An 18,827-nucleotide genomic window follows, 5' to 3' on the forward strand; every position below is an offset into this window, starting at 1 on the left:
TTACTACGTCCCAAATTGGGTTGAAGTGAGGTGTAAAATGATAAAAATAATCGTAAAAGAGGAAATGTATATATACGATATGTACCATATTTTAAGGGCTTTTTACCCGGGGAGTGAGATTGACCAAACAATCGACAGTGGTGTCCCTAATTTGATTGAACTGAGAATAGATGGGCAACGAAAAGAGTGTCTTTTAATCAACAAAAATGAGGTGGAAGAATACGCAGAGCGAAAGCAGAAAAAGAGGTATGTGAACCTGAAAGTATACGACTGGTTGTCAAAACAAACCGAAAAGGAACTTGCCTGGGGTGTGCTGACAGGAATCAGACCGACGAAGATTATGATGAACTTGCTGGAAGAAGGAAAAAGCGAACAGGATGTCATTAACTATATGAAAGAAAATTATCGGACAACGGACAAAAAAGCAAACCTCGGCATGGAGATCGCAAAACGAGAGAAAGCGCTGCTGGCTCAATTAGACTATAAGGATGGATACAGTCTTTATGTGGGGATTCCATTTTGTCCAACTACCTGCAGTTACTGTTCCTTTACTTCGCAGCCAATCCACAAATGGAAGAACCGTGTAGATGAATATTTAGATGCTCTGTGTAAAGAGATCACTTTTGTAGGAGAAGTGTCAAAAGAAAAGAAACTAAATACCGTTTATATTGGTGGAGGAACGCCTACGACGCTGGAACCGGAACAGTTGGAGAGACTTTTGTCACATATCGAAAAAACATTTTCATTTGAAGATTTGAAAGAATTCACGGTGGAAGCGGGGCGTCCGGACAGTATTACAAAAGAAAAACTGGAAGTGCTGAGAAGACATCAGATTTCCAGAATTTCGATCAATCCGCAGACAATGCAGCAAAAGACATTAGATTGTATCGGGCGAAAACATACAGTAGAGGATATTCGACAAGTGTATGCGATGGCAAGGGAACTAGGATTTGAGAACATTAATATGGATTTGATTGCGGGACTTCCGGGAGAAACTTTAGACGATATGAAAGATACACTGCGACAGATAGAAATGTTTGCGCCGGATAGTCTGACTGTGCATGCCCTTGCGATGAAGCGTGCATCCAGACTGACACAGGAAAAGAGAGAGGGAAGCTATCAGGAAAATGACCAGGCAGACAGTGCCGCGATGCTATCGGAGATGATCGAACTCGCAGCAGAATATGCCGGGAAAATGCAGCTCGTACCGTATTATCTGTACAGGCAGAAAAATATTGCGGGAAATTTTGAAAATGTTGGTTATGCAAAGGTTGACAAAGCCGGAATATACAATATACTTATTATGGAAGAGAAACAATCTATCGTGGCTGTGGGAGCAGGGGCATCAACAAAGATCGTGCTGCCAAAAGAAAAGACCTTGATAGATGAAAAGACAGGCAATCCGAAGCAGATTGTCAGGACGGAGAATGTAAAAGACGTCGAACAATACATCAATCGAATTGATGAAATGATAGAGCGAAAAGGAGAATGGTTATGGCATTAAAGAAAAAACCAGTCACAGGCATGAAAGATATGTTGCCGGCAGAGATGGAGATCCGCGATTATGTGATTCAGATGATTAAAGACACATACCGCACATTTGGATTTTCTTCCATGGAGACACCATGTGTGGAGCACATTGAGAATCTGTGCAGCAAACAGGGTGGAGACAATGAAAAACTGATTTTCAAGATTTTAAAACGTGGAGAAAAATTAAAATTAGATACAGCGAAAGAAGAGATGGATTTGGTGGATGGAGGTCTTCGCTATGACCTGACAGTGCCGTTGTCCAGATATTATGCGAACAATGCAAGTGTGTTGCCGTCACCGTTTAAAGCGTTGCAGATGGGGAATGTGTGGAGAGCGGACAGACCGCAAAGAGGACGTTTCCGTCAGTTTATGCAATGCGATATCGATATTCTTGGTGAACCAAGTAACTTAGCGGAAATTGAGCTGATCTTAGCGACAACAACACTGCTTGGAAAGTTAGATTTCAAAAACTTTACGATCCGCATCAATGACAGAAAAATCTTAAAAGCAATGGCTGCTTACAGTGGTTTTGAAGAGAAAGATTACGATACTGTATTTATTATTTTAGATAAAATGGATAAGATTGGCTTGGACGGTGTGGCGAAAGAACTGGAAGAGAACGGATATGCAAAGGAATCTATTGAGAAATACTTAGAACTCTTTAAAAAGATTACAAATGATATCGAAGGTGTACGCTACTGCAAAGAAAAACTAGAAGGATTTTTGGAAGCAGAGACAGCCGATGGATTAGAAATGATTATTTCCAGTGTAGAAAGTGCAAAAGAGGCAGAATTTAAAGTGAGCTTTGACCCGACATTAGTGCGCGGTATGTCATATTATACAGGAACGATTTTTGAGATTTCCATGGATGAATTCGGTGGCTCTGTAGGAGGCGGCGGACGTTACGATGAGATGATTGGGAAATTTACAGGGCAGCCGACACCGGCATGTGGATTTTCTATCGGATTTGAGCGTATCGTAATGCTGCTTTTGGAAAGAGGATATAAAGTTCCGACAAGCAGAGAAAAGAAGGCATTGCTGATTGAAAAAGGAATGTCTGCAGAAGGAATGTTAAAAATCCTTGCGATTGCGAAAGAAGAGCGTGCAAACGGAAAACAGGTGATGCTTGTCAATATGAAGAAAAACAAAAAGTTCCAGAAAGAACAGCTTATGAATGAAGGATATACAGATATTCAGGAAATTTTTAAAGACAATATAAAATAGAAAGCGAGAGAGAACAATGGCAGAATCAATGCAGGGCTTGAAGAGAAGCCACAGATGTGCAGAGTTAAGTAAGGCAAATATCGGAGAGACAGTAACTGTAATGGGATGGGTGCAGAAGAACCGTAATAAAGGTGGAATTGTATTCGTGGATTTACGTGACCGTTCCGGATTGCTGCAGCTTATTTTTGAAAATGGAAGCGTGAGCGAAGAAGATTTTGAAAAAGCAGGAAAGCTTCGCAGTGAATTTGTAATTGCAGCAGTGGGTACTGTAGAAGCACGTTCCGGTGCAGTGAATGAAAATCTTGCAACAGGAGAGATTGAGATTCGTGTAAAAGAACTTCGTATTTTATCTGAGTCTGAGACACCGCCGTTCCCGATTGAAGAGAACAGCAAGACAAAAGAGGAATTACGTCTGAAATACCGCGTGTTGGATTTGAGAAGACCGGATTTACAGAGAAACCTGATGATGAGAAGTAAAGCGGCGACATTGACACGTCAATTCCTTGCAGAGGAAGGATTTTTGGAAATCGAGACACCGATGTTGATCAAAAGTACTCCGGAGGGAGCAAGAGATTACCTTGTGCCAAGCCGTGTACATCCGGGAAATTTCTATGCGCTTCCACAGTCACCACAGATTTTTAAACAGCTTTTGATGTGTGCAGGATATGATCGTTATTTCCAAATTGTAAAATGTTTCCGTGATGAAGATTTACGTGCGGACCGTCAGCCGGAATTTACACAGATTGATATGGAATTATCGTTTGTTGATGTGGATGATGTCATTGACGTTAATGAAAGATTACTGGCTAAAATGTTCAAAGAGATTCTTGGAATAGAAGTTTCTCTTCCAATCCAGAGAATGACATGGCAGGAAGCGATGGATCGTTTCGGTTCAGACAAACCGGATATCCGCTTTGGAATGGAATTGACAGATGTGTCGGGAGTTGTGAAAGACTGCGAATTTGTGGTGTTTAAAAATGCATTGGAAAATGGCGGAAGTGTTCGTGGAATCAATGCCAAAGGTCAGGGTGCAATGCCACGTAAGAAAATCGATAAACTGGTTGATTTTGCGAAAGACTTTGGTGCGAAAGGTCTCGCATACGTGGCAATACAGGAAGATGGCACAATCAAGTCTTCTTTTGCAAAATTCATGAGTGAAGAGGAAATGGCAGCACTTGTAAAAGCAATGGATGGAGAAAATGGTGACTTACTGCTCTTTGCAGCAGATAAGAATCAGGTCGTATGGGATGTTCTTGGAAACTTACGTTTGGAGATTGCACGCCAATTGGAATTATTAGACAAAAACGATTATAAATTCTTGTGGGTAACAGAATTCCCATTGTTAGAGTGGAATGAAGAAGCTGGAAGATACACAGCAATGCATCATCCATTTACAATGCCGATGGAAGAGGATTTGCATCTGATCGACACAGATCCGGGAAAAGTACGTGCAAAAGCTTATGATATTGTGTTGAACGGTACCGAAATCGGTGGTGGAAGTGTCAGAATCTTCAATCAGGAGATTCAGAGCAAGATGTTTGAAGTGCTTGGATTTACAAAAGAGCAGGCGCAGGAACAGTTTGGATTCTTGTTGAATGCATTCAAATACGGAGTGCCTCCTCACGCAGGACTTGCATATGGATTGGATCGTCTTGTGATGCTGATGGCAAAAGAAGACAGTATCCGAGATGTCATTGCATTCCCGAAAGTAAAAGATGCATCGGATCTGATGACAGAAGCACCTTCTGGAGTAGATCCGAAACAGTTAGAGGAACTTTGTCTGGCTGTCACAGAAAAGGAAGAGAAAGAAACGATAGAAGAGTAGGATGGAAGGAAGCTTGGAAACGGGCTTCCTTTTACAATAAAAAATTGTAAAAAATAAAAAAAGTAATTGACAAACAAGTGGAACATGAGTATAATGAATATTGTTCTGATTCAGAGAACACAATATGCACGAGTGGCTCAGTGGTGGAGTATCGCCTTGCCAAGGCGAGGGTCGCGGGTTCGAATCCCGTCTCGTGCTCTTTCAATGACAATTGAATAAAGGTTCTGATTTAGAGAACAATAATATGCACGAGTGGCTCAGTGGTGGAGTATCGCCTTGCCAAGGCGAGGGTCGCGGGTTCGAATCCCGTCTCGTGCTTTTTTCATACCCTGAAAGTCTGAATGATAGGAAAAGAATGGATTGCCGATGGCTACCTGATATGCAGGTGCTGTTGGCTTTTTTTATAGTAAAATATATATTTGTAAATCATAAGACGAAGTCTGAGAAGAGTTCCGAATTGTACAAAAAATAAGAAAAACAGGAGCAGTTTATATAAGTATTATTTGAAAAAAAGTGTTATAATTATAAAAAAGAGAGACAAAAATTTTAAATTAGGAGAAACGATTATGAAAAAGAGACAATATTTTGTGGCGGGGATAGTTATATTAGTCATTTTAGGTATAGCAATTGCCGTCATCTTTAATGATAGAAACAAGAATGTGGAAGAGGATTCTTCGTCGAAAGTGGTGACGGTTGTGTCGGAGGAAGAATATCACTTTTATAGCGAAGTTGTGCAAAAAGACTATAAAGAGCAAGATCAAAAAGAACTAGAGAAAAAGACAAAAGAATATGCAAAAGAAGTGTATGCTCAATTTGCATTGGGGGAAGCATATAATCTTTGCAAACCGTACTCCTATGAATCGCTAAAGATGGATATGGAAGCAGAAAATCAGCAGCGTCAGGCGAAAAAGAGTGCAGGAGAAGTTGTTTACGGTACATTGGAATATGCATTAGACAGTTATCTTGAATATACACTCAGCAATCTGAAAATACAGACAGTGGATTATATGGTAAGAAATCATGAGGAATCCTTAGAGAAAGAAGCAAAAACATATTGGGAAGCACACCCTGATAAATTTGAGAGAGTAGATGAGATCATATATCGTTTGGGTGAAGAGACGAAAACAGTTATCTGGGATGAACTTTCCACATTGGAAAAGACAGATAGTGAATTGTTTGAATATTTGTATTATGGGGAAGAGGGGGAGCAGTTCACCTTATCGGACAGAGACGAACCAATCAGTGGAGAGATTTTGAAAAAAGCAATGAAGACTACTGATTTTGAGACGGACAAAAGCACGGTCCTTAAGATTTACATATCGGATGTTTATTATCAAAAGCTGGTGAAACAGGCTGAGAAAGAGCATCCACTGGAGTTTGAATTAAATCAGGGACAGTAAAGAGGATGTACTGTTTCTGTTTTAAGAAATAATAAAGAAAGGAAGTAAAAAATTATGAAAGGGAAAATGGTAAAACGTTTATTGGCAGTTGGTCTGTCTATTGCAATGGCGGTGACAACGTTCCAGACAGTGGGAACTTCTGGTCCTGAAATTGTACAGGCGGCTTCTACAGTGACAAATGAAAATCTGCTGAAAAATCCTACATTTGAAGAGGGTGTGGATCTTGGCACTCATTCTGATGGTAATCAGAATAACAAAGTGGGAAACTGGTTCGCTTATTCAACACAGAACCCGGGAACAGTAAAGAAAGTAAAAGAGAATGCACACAGCGGAGAATGGTCAGCAACTGTTGCAAAACAAAATGATGCATTGGAGCAGGATGTCCCGGATCTTCAGAAAGGAGCAACATACAAACTTTCTGTATGGGCAAAAAATACAAACCCATCCGGTCTTAGAACATGGCTGTGCCTGAAATGGTACGGAGGAAGCGAAAAGAAAGTTGCAATCGATTCTTCAGAATACAAACAATATGAGATTGAATTTACATATACAGGAGCAACCGGATCAGATGCAGGAAAAAATACAAGAGCTGCAATCTGGGTGGAAAGCGGTAATAGTGGAAATGTATATGTGGATGACTGGTCATTACAGATTTCCAGTGATCTTAAGAGCTTAAGCGTGGAAAATGGGGCGCTGAAAGCAGAATATAATGCAGACTATCAGGGCGAAATGAAGAGTTCTGATTTTGATATCTCTTACACATCCTCTTTAGAACCTGAAGTGGCAAAGAAACTGGATATTACAGGTGAAACTGTGAACGGCAAGACATTGACAATGAATTTTGCAGAGATTGCAAAACAGCCTATGAAACAGACAATCACAGTCACTGCTACTTATAAACCAAGCAAACAGCCTATGGTAGTAGATTTTGATGTGGATGCATCTGGAGAAGAGTTGGTAGAAGCAAATCTTACCGGAATTACTGCTGAAAATGGCAGTGTTACAGCGAATTTGGATAAAGTACCTACAGTAGCTCCGGTAAAAGATGACTTTACATTAGAATATAAAGTGAATGATGGAGCATTTGAGAAAGCTGTAATTAAAGAGTTTACTTATAATAAGGACAGTAAGAATGTTGTTATGACATTTGACAAAATCTCAGGGGCTGTAGATCCGAAAGATGTAACTGTAAAAGTAACATATAAAGATGTGGCTAAGACAGCAGAGTTCAAAGTAGAACTTGGAAGCGGTGTGAAATATTATGTGGACGCCACAAACGGAAAGGACAGTAACAACGGTACAAGTCCTGAGACTGCATGGCAGACAATTGACAGAGTCAACAAGGAAAAATTCCAGCCGGGAGACCAGATTCTGTTTAAAGCAGGAGAGACTTGGACAGGTGCATTAAAACCACAAGGATCTGGTGTGGATGGAGCACCGATTGTGATTGCAAGTTATGGAGAAGGAAAGAAACCAATTTTAATGCCAGGTGAGGACTGGACGATTTCGCATATGAACATTGCGAATCAAGTTGTTCTCAACCCAAGAGTCAACAATGTAATTACATTCTTTAACCAGGAATACTGGGAAGTAAGAGATTTGGAATTATATGATCCAACGTATGAACAAAACACAAATACAACTGTTTACCGCAGAGGTATCAATATCTCGGCAGAAGATGTTGGGGATCTTTCTTACTTTAAGCTTGATAATCTGACAATTCACGGATTTAGAGGACCAATCAGCAATGAAGGAAAATCTTCTGGTGGAATTATTATGACAGTGACAACAAACCTGAGTGATGCATCCAAGAGAGTTCCAACAGCGGTGCATGACATCAGCGTTACAAACTGTGAACTGTATGATCTGGGAAGATCCGGAATCAACTTTGTTTCACCTTGGACAACAAGAGAAGGTGACAAATGGAATAAGTATGAACCATTTGGATATACAGGAAAAGGTGCATGGAAACCATATGAAAGATTTACACTGAGCAACAATATTATTCATGATATTGACGGTGATGGAACAATTGTAGATGGTTGTAAAGATGTAACAGTAGATCATAACACAGTATACCGCGCAGTATATAACTGTTGGTATGGCGTTGGACTTTTCAACTGGAATTCAGACAATGTCGTATTTGAATACAACGAAGTATATGAATCATCTCCGGCAGATGCATTACTTGGAGCAGGAGATGGACAGGGAATCGAAATTGATGCACTGAACCAAAATACATTAGTACAGTACAATTATCTACATGATAACGCAGGTGGTGTATTTATGTGGTGCTGTACTGCAAGCTTAAGAGGATTTAATGGAATTTATCGCTATAACATCAGCCAAAATGACGGTGCAAAACACGGTGTAATTGACTGGAGAGAAGGTCATGAAGGCAGTATGGCTTATAACAACACGATTTATCTGGGTGAAGGAATTGACAGAGAATGGTTGAAAAACGGCTATACAGGTGGAAAGAGTGATGCGAAGTTTTACAATAATATCGTAGTAAATAAAGGAACTATGACACCTGGAAAAGGATTTAACGAACAGGAAATTGACTACGAGAGCAACATCTTTGTAGGTTTCGATGAAGTTCCGTCAAACGATACAACATTGATTCAGGAAGATCCGAAATTTGTGGCGCCTGGAACAGGTGGAAAAGGAATTGATTCTGTAAAAGGTTACAAACTTCAGGCAGACTCACCGGCAATTGATGCAGGTCTGAATATCGAAAATAATGGTGGAAAAGATTACTTTGGCACGCCACTTACTGATGGAAAGACAGACATTGGTGCAGTAGAATATGCGGTAGAGTTGGACAAAACAGAATTAAATGCGTTGATCGAAAAAGCAGAAGGAATAGATACAAGCAAATACACAGAAGAAAGTGTAAAAGCATTTGAGGCGGCGCTTGCGGCAGCAAAAGAAGCATATGAGAATGCGGCAACACAGAAAGAGCTTGATGAAGCAGAGAGTGCGTTAAATCATGCAATTGAAGCACTGCAAGAAAAACCGGCAGATCCACAGGAGCCAACAAAACCACAGCAGCCGGTAGATCCACAGAAGCCAACAAAACCACAGCAGCCAACGACAAAACCTGATAAGCCACAGACATCAGAAAAGAAACCGGCAGCAAAAACAGGGGATGCTTCTGATACAATGCCAATGGGAATTTTGGCAATCGGAGCATTGAGTGTAGTTGTTTTGCTTGGAAAGAAAAAAAGAGGATAAGAAACAAATCTATTGAGAAATAGATAGTCCTAAAAAGAGGAGGCAGTGATTTACACAAGTCACTGCCTCCTCTATATATAACTGAACGAGTTTATTTCCAAGTATCCGTATTATTTAAACCGACATTTTTTGCTTTAAATACAGGGTCAAGCCCTTGTTTTTTCTGTTTTGTGTAATCGTCAAGCACTTTGAAAGCGATTCCGCCTAACAAGAAAATGACCAGGATATTTTCAATTGCCATGAATCCCATCAACACGTCTGCGAGATTCCACACAGTGCTAAAATCAGCCTGTGCACCGAGAAAAATCGCAATCAGACATGTGATGCGGAAACCATTCAACAGAACGCGATTGTTCTTGATGAACAGAATGTTTGATTCGGCGTAATAGTAATTTCCGATTAAACTTGTGAATGCAAATGCAAAAATGGAAAATGTAATAAAGTGGATACCAAGTGAACCGACATTTGCACTGATTGCAGCCTGTACATATGGGATACCGTCCAATTTTTCAGGAACGCCTGTCACTCCGGAAAGCAACAAGATAAAAGCGGTAGTCGTACAGATCATAAGTGTATCGATAAATACAGAAAGGACCTGAACCATTCCTTGTTTTACCGGGTGAGAAACAGTTGCGGTTGCGGATGCATTTGGTGCGCTACCCATACCGGCCTCATTGGAGAATAACCCACGTTTGATCCCGATTAAGACAGTACTTCCGGCAAATCCACCGAAGATTGCCCGAAAATCAAAAGCACCGTCAAAGATGAGTGAAAACATCTCAGGAACATGGTTTAAGTTTGTCAGTGTAATGAAGATTCCCATCAAAATGTAGATTCCAGCCATAATCGGAACAATTACAGAAGAAATGAATCCGATTCTGTGAACCCCTCCGAAGATGACAAATGCAGTTGCGGCAGCAATCAAAAGTCCGACAACGGCAGGAAGGATTGTATCGCTGTAATTTGGAATGTAATATTCCAAAGCAGATGACATATTATAAGTCTGAAGACCATTAAAACCATAGGCAAAACATGCAATCAGCAGAATGGAAAAGAGAACTCCAAGCCAACGTTTGCCGAGGGCACGTTCAATATAATAAGATGGACCTCCACGGAATTCTTTTCCGTCTTTTACTTTGTAAACCTGTGCCAGTGTACTTTCGATAAAGGCAGATGCACCGCCGACGATTGCCATAACCCACATCCAAAATACAGCACCCGGTCCTCCGGCTACAATTGCAGTTGCAATTCCGGCAATATTTCCGGTGCCGACTCTTGATGCAGTAGAAATCATCAGAGCCTGAAAAGAAGAGACAGATTTTCCATTGTCATTCTTTTCCGCTTTTTCTTTCAGCGCTTTGATCGCATCACCAATCAGACGAAATTGTACAAATTTTGTACGAATGGTAAAATAGATACCTGCAGCTACAAGTAAAAAGATTAGAATGTAGCTGTAGAGAAAGTCATTTAGACTTGCCAGTAAATTGTTAAACACAATAAGTTCCTCCTTTGCTTGGCAGAAAAAAGCAGCAAAGGATTTTTTTACTCATAAAAAAGTATCAACTTTTTCTATATCTTCTTATAACTTCTCGAATTGCCGATATATCCTTGTTTTTCAAGGTTTATCGGCTTTTCATATTTCTTAAAGCTACCGCAGAACTGGGTCTACACTACGCATATCTTCACTCTCAATCGTTGTATATTTCGTTGTAAATCACGCTATCATACTTCTCATTTCTTTATTTGCTCCAACTTCTGAGGCATGAGCATATAGGTTGAGTGTGATTGTTATGTTGGAATGTCCCATAATATACTGTAAATTCTTTGGGTTCATATTCTTTTGTGCTAATCTCGTACAAAATGTATGTCTTAGCGTATGCGGTGTGATATGTGGCAATGGAATATCATGTGTCTTGTTGTACTTCTTAATCATGCGTACGAATGCAGTTTTGTATGTTACTTGATGTGCAGGATAACCATTCTCTAAAAGAAACAGAAAGTGACGATAACCGTCAATCTCTTTTATCATAGGTTTCTGTTTCCTTTTCAGCACTCTCTTAAAGGCTTTTTCTGTTTCATCACTCATTGGCACTTTACGAATACCGCTTTTTGTTTTTGGTTCATTGATATAGTAACCGTCTTTATCTTTCAACAACTGATGATTGATATTGATTGAATGGTTTTCAAAATCTAAATCATGTTTTGTCAATCCGCATAACTCTGATATTCTTAATCCTGTTTTCAACAGTATCAGCACATCATCATAATATTTCTGATAACAGCTATCATGTGCTATGAAATCAAGTAATGCCTGCTCTTGTTCTTCACTTAATGCGACTTTAGTTTTACTGTCATTTTCAATCACTTCACTTAATGAAAAATCAAAAGGGTTCTTTCTTACATAATCATCATTGATTGCCATACCAAAGGACGCTTTTAATGAACGCTTATAGTTCTTGATTGTTCCAAAGGAAAAACCTTTCTGTTGCATACGGATTACCCATTCTCTAGCGTCTGATGGTTTAATACTGTCAATGCTCCTAGAACCGAGTATATCGTCCTCTAAGGCTTTCATAAGGTATTTTCTGCCGACTTCTGTATTCTTCGTTACATTTGGTCGCTGTGCGTTCTTTTTAGCGTATAACTGGCAAAGTGTCATTTTACCGCCCTGCGTGTCGATACCGTCATACAAATCTCTTTGTATGATACGTTCCTTTTCCCTTAGTGATAAATCATCTCGTTTGCCTTTCGGTGTTCTATCTGTCGGTAATAATTTCCAAGCATACACATATTTTGTTTTACCCAATGCGTCTACATATTTGTAAGTGTATCTTCCATCTGGTCTTTGACTTTCTCCTCTCTGTAATATTCGGTTTTTGTTATCTCGTCTTTTTAATGCTGACATCTTTCAAACTCCTTTCAAAGTATGAAAGAGCCTTGTATATACGACTTAATTAAATCATAACACGCACAAGGCTCTTTTGCATTAAATTTGTTCCAGTTTATCTATCACTTTTTCAAAATTCTTTTTCTTGATAAGTATACGATTCCCATTCATAACGACACATTCTCGTTTATGCTCATTGGCAATTTGACGCAATTTATTTTCGCCAATGCGGAAGTAACTGGACGCTTCCTCGATCGTCATAAGGTATCGTTCCCATAGTGGCATACTTAAATCGTGCATATAACTTCACCTCTTTTCTGTAAATCATTTTCTAAGCAATTCAACGGCTTTTGTCATAGCCCACAGGACTTCCACCTCTACATTATCCAATGTAGCCGTACCCATTGCGTGCGACGCTCTTAACGCTCAAGCTGTGGCTGTACGGGAGTATCATTATCAGACAGCACAGGTCATGGCGATAAAAGAGGACAAGTCTTTTACAAGAACACAGATAGGTTATCGCTCGCTTTTGCAGGGGAAAGGTCATGGCGTATCTGTTTCAACGGCTCGCTGTCTGTCTAAGGTATTGAATTGCTTTATTCAGTTGTCAAAGAACACAAAAGAAGAAAATCGTCTTTCCTATATACCGCGTTGGAAAATAGGGGAAATGTAACCAATATCCAAAACTTTTTCTTTTCACACCCTAACTCCCCATGAAACCGTTACTGTCAACTATGGAATGAAAGATTTTTTTCACTCCATATAGGGAACGACAACTATCAAATGTTAAGTTGAAAATGAAAATATTTTCTTCTTTTCACATCAACACTCAACTGCCAATGCCTGTTTGAATACAAAATCAAGAATAAAATATAATTTCTTCTTTCTTGCACTAACACTCGATACGAATACTGCTTTTGAATACAAATTGAAGAAAGTTTTTCCTCTTTCACATAACACTGTCCACTAATCATGAATTTCCGTCATGTTTCTCAAAAAAGTTTAGATTTTCTCAACTTCCACTCCATATAGGGAATAAACACCTTGTTTTGTTGCAGATTTCTAAAATCTTCTTTCACTTCATATAGGGACAGCAATACTCGATTTAATGAGTAGTTTTGAAAAAAAGTTAAATTTCCTTTTCTCGCACCATATCTGTACGCTAGTTGATGTTTTGTTGCAGATTTTTCTAAGAAATTAAAAAATACCGTCATTCTCTTGTGGAACAGCGGTATCTATGCGTTCTTCTATGGTTGATTTTTCTAACTGTAATAAATGTTTATGCTTGTCTTTGAGTTCTGCTTGTTCAATCATATCTTTCAGTATCGTTGTATGATTTTCTTTGTCCAATGCCTGTACCATTTTTATCGTTGGTGCAACTTGTCTTTGTAGCCAATGCAACGCCTTTTGTAAAGTATACGGCTCTGGCTTTGTAGTTAAGCGTATCGGTTCTCTGTTTTCCCCTACAAACCACGCCCAATCATCATTCATTTTCCATTGATTTTTTGGCTTATCGTCCTCTCTATCTACAAAGCGGACATAATGATTGATGATAGAAAAAGCGGTGCGTTCAGCGTCTCGATACACTAATAAATCTTTAACCGCATAATAGGCTCGTTCATTCTTCATGCGTATTTCAAAACGGTTCTTAATTTCTGTATCTTCAACTTCTGTGCCATTCTTGACATACTGTTCATAATTTTTCTGATAGGCACACATATATAATTCGCTACTTGTTGAACCAAGATATAAGGTTTCGCCTGTGTTCTTTGGTGTATCACTCCCACATTTCTCTGTACCGCTGTAATCTTTCTGCATACGGAAGTAGGAGATACATTCACCTACCTTATATTTTTCTTTTAACTTTGGAATATCCAATATTCCTGCTTTATCATTGATTGCCAAATCAAGTCGTTTCATCTTACCGCCTGCCGTTAAACAATCAAGCATAAAGTCATACCATGAGCGTTCCTGTGCCAATAAATAACTTTCCATTTGCCGACACCCTCTGCCTTTCAATTCCAACAAAACACCTAAATGCTCCTGCATGGAACACATAATGTTAATGTCGCCTAAAACATATTTACTTTCATATCCGTACTTTCCAAAATCTTCATAAAGCATATAATCAGCTTTCAGTTGTAATACATCACGAATAATCTTTAATGCGTCCATAGTAGGAAAGCGGACACGAAAGTAATCAATCAATAAGAATAATGGTTCTTGTGGATTGAAACGCTCAATCTGTTTTTCTATCGTTTGTTTTAGTTCAGCAGAGGGAACAACAGTCCCATTCTCTATCTGATTAAAATATGTACGACTGATACCACAAGCAACAGCAAGTTTTCTTTGCGTTACTCCGTATTCTTCACGCTTTTGTCTTAATTCTTCTATAAAGTTTTTATCATTCATTCTTCAATTCCTCCAATCAAAAAAGGCAACTACCATATTTGATAATTGCCTATACTTAAATTTTTCCTAAAAGAAAAAAGACAATCAATTTCTCGTTTGAAATCAACTGTCTTTCTTATGTTCTATTCAATTTTATGTGTTAAATGAGTATCTTCTAGTTAACACCCTGTTAAAAGCGGTTTTGCCTTGTAAATACAGCATTTTCCACTTAGTAGTGTATATTGTCTCTTGTTTTTTGTGCCCCCCTTGTTAGATAACGGGGGCTTGATAATCGCTTGCCACAGGCTCGCTCATGGTCGAAGCAATCCAGCACTTTGCCAGACAAGCTGGCATGGCGTTGATGGCTAAAGCCACGCCACCAGAACTGTCTCACTTCTCCCTATATACTATAATTTTGTAAGATTAAATATCCAACGCAACCAACTATTAACCGATGAAGCCCGTCTATTTATCTGCCCCTCATTACAAACATTATATTTTCTCATTTTATTTTCAATATCTTTTTTGGTTGGTTGTTCGCCATTTTCAATCATATAATCAAAAAAATCTGCAAAAATTTGGTGTTGTAAAATGAGAGAAACTAAAGTTAATTGCCGTTCTTTATAATCCATTTTATATATGCGAACACCTAATGCTGTTAACTCAACTAATTTTTGTCCGTCATCATTTCTTTTTATAAATAATCCCAAATATCTACCAGCATTAAAATAATAATCCGACTGTCTGATATCAAACTGCATTAATTCTGCTATTTGTACTGTAGTCAATGGATTATCATAAAGATTTTCCAATAATGAAATAACTCTATCTAAAGAATCTGCTTGAATAAAAGGTGGTGTTTCTTTTGTAGCAAGGTCTTGACAGTCATTTGTCATTACCGAAGTATCTTGACGGACTGTAATCAAGTCTTCTAAAGTGATACTTGTATCTTGTAAAGAATAATTTTTTGTTTGTACTAACTCAATTGAAGAAAAATCATTTAAATCATTAAACCTATATTCAAATAATCTATAGATTTTGTTGGAATAAATTGAAAACACTAATCTAATCGGTTTTGTGACTCTTGTTTTCCAAAGTCTATAAGGATAATATAGTTGCCTTATATGAAAATCTTCATGAACTACATTTTTGGCTTCCATAATGATAACAGAATCATCATTTTCAAATCCACCATCAATTTCACATTGTGCGTTATTTACTTCAATATGCTTTTGCGTATTTGAAAAGCAATCTATCACAAAATCAAATTTCCCTGTTCCCATTCTCCCGTTGAATGTTGAAACATTTGGTGTTGTTTGCAGAAAATCGTCTAGTATCCCCGAAAGAATGAGAACATTTATAGCATTAGCTTCTGAATTGATATTATTTATATCAATAGACTCATATTCTGGAATTTCAACATGATCCATTTGCGTCACATGTTCTTCTAATTCAGGAATTTCTTCATATAGCAAAAAATCGCTTAATACATAAGAACTTCGACTATCCGGCAAAATGTTTATTTTATTTATTTTGAATATTTCTGGTAAAGAGTCACTACTATCCCATTTTGCCATTAATCGCGGCTCTTTAAATTCCTTGATTTGACTTGCCTTAATATGAAAAACACCATTTTTCTTTATTTGTTCAATTATTCCATATTTCTCAATTAAACACTTCCATGCATCATTAGCAGATATACTCTTATTTTTCTTCTTTATCATAATAAATTAGAACCTCGTTAATTTCGCCTCTTGAATTACCGTTACTATTAATGTTTCTTTTTGCTTTTACTGTGAGAATCTTATATTCAGAGTATAAATTTCTAATTTCTGCACAGTCAGAGTTTGATTGCAAAAATGAGATCCCTTTTCTTTTTAGTTTGTCACACTCTTGTTTTAATTCGATTTGTTGTTGATAGGAGAAACCTCCCTCAGTATAGCCTGTAAATGAAGCAGACGAAGATATGGGCATATACGGTGGATCTAGATAAACAAACGCACCTTTTCGCAATCCTTTAAGAGCTTCTTTATAATCACCTCGACAAATTTTAATCCCTTTTTGATTAAGATATTTGGACATAGCTCTAATTGTCGTTTTATCTACTATTCGAGGATTTTTATATTTTCCATATGGGGAATTAAATTGCCCTGCAGAATTAACACGATATAATCCATTGTAGCAAGTCTTATTTAAATAAATAATTCTAGCAGCCTTTTTTATTGAACTTAAATTTTCATATTCATCTTCTCTATCTATCCCTCGTATTTCGTAAAAATAGTCAGAACTATTATTTTCGGCATGAATTTCAAGTTCTTTAATTAATTCTTCTGGGTAATCTCTTACAATTTCATATACATTAATCAATTCGGCATTAAAATCATTTATTACTGCCTTTTTAGGTTGCAACTCAAAGAAAACAGCACCACCACCTACAAATGGCTCTACATAAGTTGAATAATCATTAGGAATTAATGGTAAAATTTCAGAAAGTAGTTGTCTTTTACCACCAACCCATTTTAATATAGGACTAACCAACAAATTTTTAGGCATACCTTTTCCCCTTTCTATAATACTAAATTTTTCAAAATTCATTTGATATTATACGGTACATTATAGCACCTTTAATAGTAATAGTCATTTCTTTTCTAAGTTTACGCTAAGTATTTTTCATATCTCAATATATTTCAGCATAAGTCGTTTTTCAAGGTTCTTTCATTTGTTGTAAAATCGTTGTAAATTTAATGTTATTTTTCCTTTTAAATGCCTTTATATGTTGTATTTATAAGCATTTTTGAAATTTCAACCTCTTTTTTTCTTAAAAAAAGTACTTGTGGTCAAATTTGATTGGCTTTCACAGGTACTTGCTACTTTTTTCTAGATTTTATTTGGTTAAAGTGTAATATAAAAATGAGGGAAAGTCAAGAAATACTTAACTACGTGAATCATTTAACGTAAGAAAATGTGTGCAAAGTGCGTACAAATGTGTTATTCTTATATACAAATCAAAAAAACAGGAGGAGAAATAAGCGATGAATCAAGGAATAAAAGTTGTAAAAATAGCATTATTAGGTTTGGGAACAGTAGGAAGCGGTGTATATAAATTAATTGAAGAAAAGGGAGAAGAATTTGAAAAACGCACGGGTGCGAAGATTCAGATTGAAAAAATTCTGGTACATAATCTGAAAAAAGAAAGACCGGGAGTGAAGAAGTGTCTTTTGACAGATCAGTGGAAAGAGATCATTGAAAATGATGAGATTGAGCTTGTGATAGAAGTGATGGGGGGAATCGAACCGGCAAAAGCTATGATTTTGGAGGCGTTAAATGCAGGAAAAAATGTAGTGACAGCGAATAAAGATCTGGTAGCAGAGCACGGAAAAGAACTGTTTGAAGCAGCAGAGAGGAATCAAAAAGACTTTTTATTCGAGGCGGCTGTCGCAGGTGGTATTCCAATCATCCGTCCGCTGAAACAGTGTCTTGCGGGAAATGAGATTTCAGATGTCATCGGAATTGTCAATGGAACAACCAATTATATTTTAACTAAGATGTGCGAAGAAGGAATGGATTTTCAGGAGGCGCTTGCAAAAGCGACCGAGCTTGGATATGCGGAAGCAGATCCTACAGCGGATATAGAAGGATACGATGCAGGGCGGAAGGTTGCAATCATGGCATCGATTGCATTTCATTCCAGAGTCGTTTTTTCGGATGTCTATACAGAGGGAATCACAAAAATTACAGCAAAAGATATTGCGTATGCAAAGGAATTTGACAGTGTGATCAAACTGCTCGGCGCAGCTCACCATACAGAAAAAGGAATCGAGGTAGCTGTCTATCCGATGATGATTTCAAATCAGCACCCACTTGCATCGGTAAGAGATTCGTTCAATGCAGTATTTGTGCATGGAGATGCGGTGGACGATGCCATGTTTTATGGAAGAGGCGCGGGAGAACTTCCGACGGCAAGCGCGATTGTGGGAGATGTTTTGGATGTTGTGAGAAATATGGAATATGGATGTACCAGCAGAATTGGCTGCGGCTGTTATCGAGAAACACAGGTTAAATCAATAGCCGATGTCAAGAATAAATTTTTCCTTCGCATGCAAGTTACGAATCAGCCGGGAGTGCTGGCAAGCATTGCAAATGTATTTGGAAAACATAAGGTAAGTATCGAACGAATCATTCAAAAAGATGTTGAAAAAGAAAAAGCGGAGCTGGTAATCGTGACAGAGTATGTGAAAGAAGGATATTTACAGGAGGCGTTAGATGAGCTGATGCAAATGCCGATTTTGGAGGAAATCAGCAGTAAGATCCGTGTTTATTAAAAATCAGCCTT

General features: G+C 38.1%; 13 protein-coding genes and 2 tRNA genes. 9 read left to right on the forward strand and 6 right to left on the reverse strand.

Going from position 1 to position 18,827, the window contains the following annotated elements:
• Positions 1-37: 37 nt before the first annotated feature.
• From hemZ to ACTQXY_RS09955, 7 genes are all read left to right on the forward strand, one after another.
• Positions 38-1,504, forward strand: a complete 1,467-nt coding sequence (hemZ, locus tag ACTQXY_RS09925) for a coproporphyrinogen dehydrogenase HemZ (protein WP_441659307.1) — start codon at positions 38-40, stop codon at positions 1,502-1,504.
• Complete coding sequence (gene hisS / locus ACTQXY_RS09930; RefSeq protein WP_022250811.1) at positions 1,495-2,754, forward strand: histidine--tRNA ligase; 1,260 nt, start codon at positions 1,495-1,497, stop codon at positions 2,752-2,754. Before hemZ ends, hisS begins: the two co-directional genes overlap by 10 nt.
• A gap of 16 nt (positions 2,755-2,770) precedes the next feature.
• Positions 2,771-4,579 carry an aspartate--tRNA ligase gene (gene aspS / locus ACTQXY_RS09935; protein ID WP_441659308.1) on the forward strand — a complete coding sequence of 603 codons (1,809 nt, stop codon included), beginning with the start codon at positions 2,771-2,773 and terminating at the stop codon, positions 4,577-4,579.
• 126 nt (positions 4,580-4,705) lie between these two features.
• Positions 4,706-4,777: transfer RNA gene (locus tag ACTQXY_RS09940), tRNA-Gly, on the forward strand.
• A gap of 48 nt (positions 4,778-4,825) precedes the next feature.
• Positions 4,826-4,897: transfer RNA gene (locus ACTQXY_RS09945), tRNA-Gly, on the forward strand.
• A gap of 248 nt (positions 4,898-5,145) precedes the next feature.
• Positions 5,146-5,979 carry a hypothetical protein gene (locus ACTQXY_RS09950; RefSeq protein WP_441659309.1) on the forward strand — a complete coding sequence of 278 codons (834 nt, stop codon included), beginning with the start codon at positions 5,146-5,148 and terminating at the stop codon, positions 5,977-5,979.
• 54 nt (positions 5,980-6,033) lie between these two features.
• On the forward strand, positions 6,034-9,216 hold the full coding sequence (locus ACTQXY_RS09955; RefSeq protein ID WP_441659310.1) for a right-handed parallel beta-helix repeat-containing protein: 3,183 nt from the start codon (positions 6,034-6,036) through the stop codon (positions 9,214-9,216).
• A gap of 91 nt (positions 9,217-9,307) precedes the next feature.
• Here ACTQXY_RS09955 and ACTQXY_RS09960 read toward each other — a convergent pair whose 3' ends face one another.
• The 3 genes from ACTQXY_RS09960 to ACTQXY_RS09970 all read right to left on the reverse strand — a co-directional run bounded on the left by ACTQXY_RS09960 (position 9,308) and on the right by ACTQXY_RS09970 (position 12,403).
• A complete protein-coding gene (locus ACTQXY_RS09960; protein WP_441659311.1) occupies positions 9,308-10,711 on the reverse strand; it encodes an amino acid carrier protein in 1,404 nt (467 codons plus the stop codon).
• Between the two features lie 219 nt (positions 10,712-10,930).
• Positions 10,931-12,121: a tyrosine-type recombinase/integrase gene (locus tag ACTQXY_RS09965; protein ID WP_441659312.1), complete on the reverse strand. Its 1,191-nt coding sequence runs from the start codon at positions 12,119-12,121 to the stop codon at positions 10,931-10,933.
• An 81-nt stretch (positions 12,122-12,202) separates the two neighbouring features.
• Positions 12,203-12,403: an excisionase gene (locus ACTQXY_RS09970; RefSeq protein WP_441659313.1), complete on the reverse strand. Its 201-nt coding sequence runs from the start codon at positions 12,401-12,403 to the stop codon at positions 12,203-12,205.
• Between the two features lie 172 nt (positions 12,404-12,575).
• Between ACTQXY_RS09970 and ACTQXY_RS09975 the strand changes: the two genes are divergently transcribed.
• Positions 12,576-12,776, forward strand: a complete 201-nt coding sequence (locus ACTQXY_RS09975) for a hypothetical protein (protein ID WP_441659314.1) — start codon at positions 12,576-12,578, stop codon at positions 12,774-12,776.
• Positions 12,777-13,300: 524 nt separating this feature from the next.
• Here ACTQXY_RS09975 and ACTQXY_RS09980 read toward each other — a convergent pair.
• The 3 genes from ACTQXY_RS09980 to ACTQXY_RS09990 form a co-directional block, all read right to left on the reverse strand.
• Positions 13,301-14,515, reverse strand: a complete 1,215-nt coding sequence (locus ACTQXY_RS09980) for a replication initiation factor domain-containing protein (protein ID WP_441659315.1) — start codon at positions 14,513-14,515, stop codon at positions 13,301-13,303.
• A 386-nt stretch (positions 14,516-14,901) separates the two neighbouring features.
• Complete coding sequence (locus ACTQXY_RS09985; RefSeq protein ID WP_441659316.1) at positions 14,902-16,218, reverse strand: type II restriction enzyme; 1,317 nt, start codon at positions 16,216-16,218, stop codon at positions 14,902-14,904.
• Positions 16,199-17,047 carry a Dam family site-specific DNA-(adenine-N6)-methyltransferase gene (locus tag ACTQXY_RS09990; protein ID WP_441659317.1) on the reverse strand — a complete coding sequence of 283 codons (849 nt, stop codon included), beginning with the start codon at positions 17,045-17,047 and terminating at the stop codon, positions 16,199-16,201. The genes ACTQXY_RS09985 and ACTQXY_RS09990 overlap by 20 nt, the downstream gene beginning before the upstream one ends.
• Before the next feature lie 479 nt (positions 17,048-17,526).
• Here ACTQXY_RS09990 and ACTQXY_RS09995 point away from each other — a divergent pair, with 479 nt between their 5' ends.
• Positions 17,527-18,816 carry a homoserine dehydrogenase gene (locus tag ACTQXY_RS09995; RefSeq protein WP_441659318.1) on the forward strand — a complete coding sequence of 430 codons (1,290 nt, stop codon included), beginning with the start codon at positions 17,527-17,529 and terminating at the stop codon, positions 18,814-18,816.
• The last annotated feature ends 11 nt before the right edge of the window (positions 18,817-18,827 follow it).

The organism is Faecalimonas sp. LCP19S3_D12, from assembly GCF_052121495.1.
Classification (GTDB): Bacteria; Bacillota; Clostridia; order Lachnospirales; family Lachnospiraceae; genus Faecalimonas.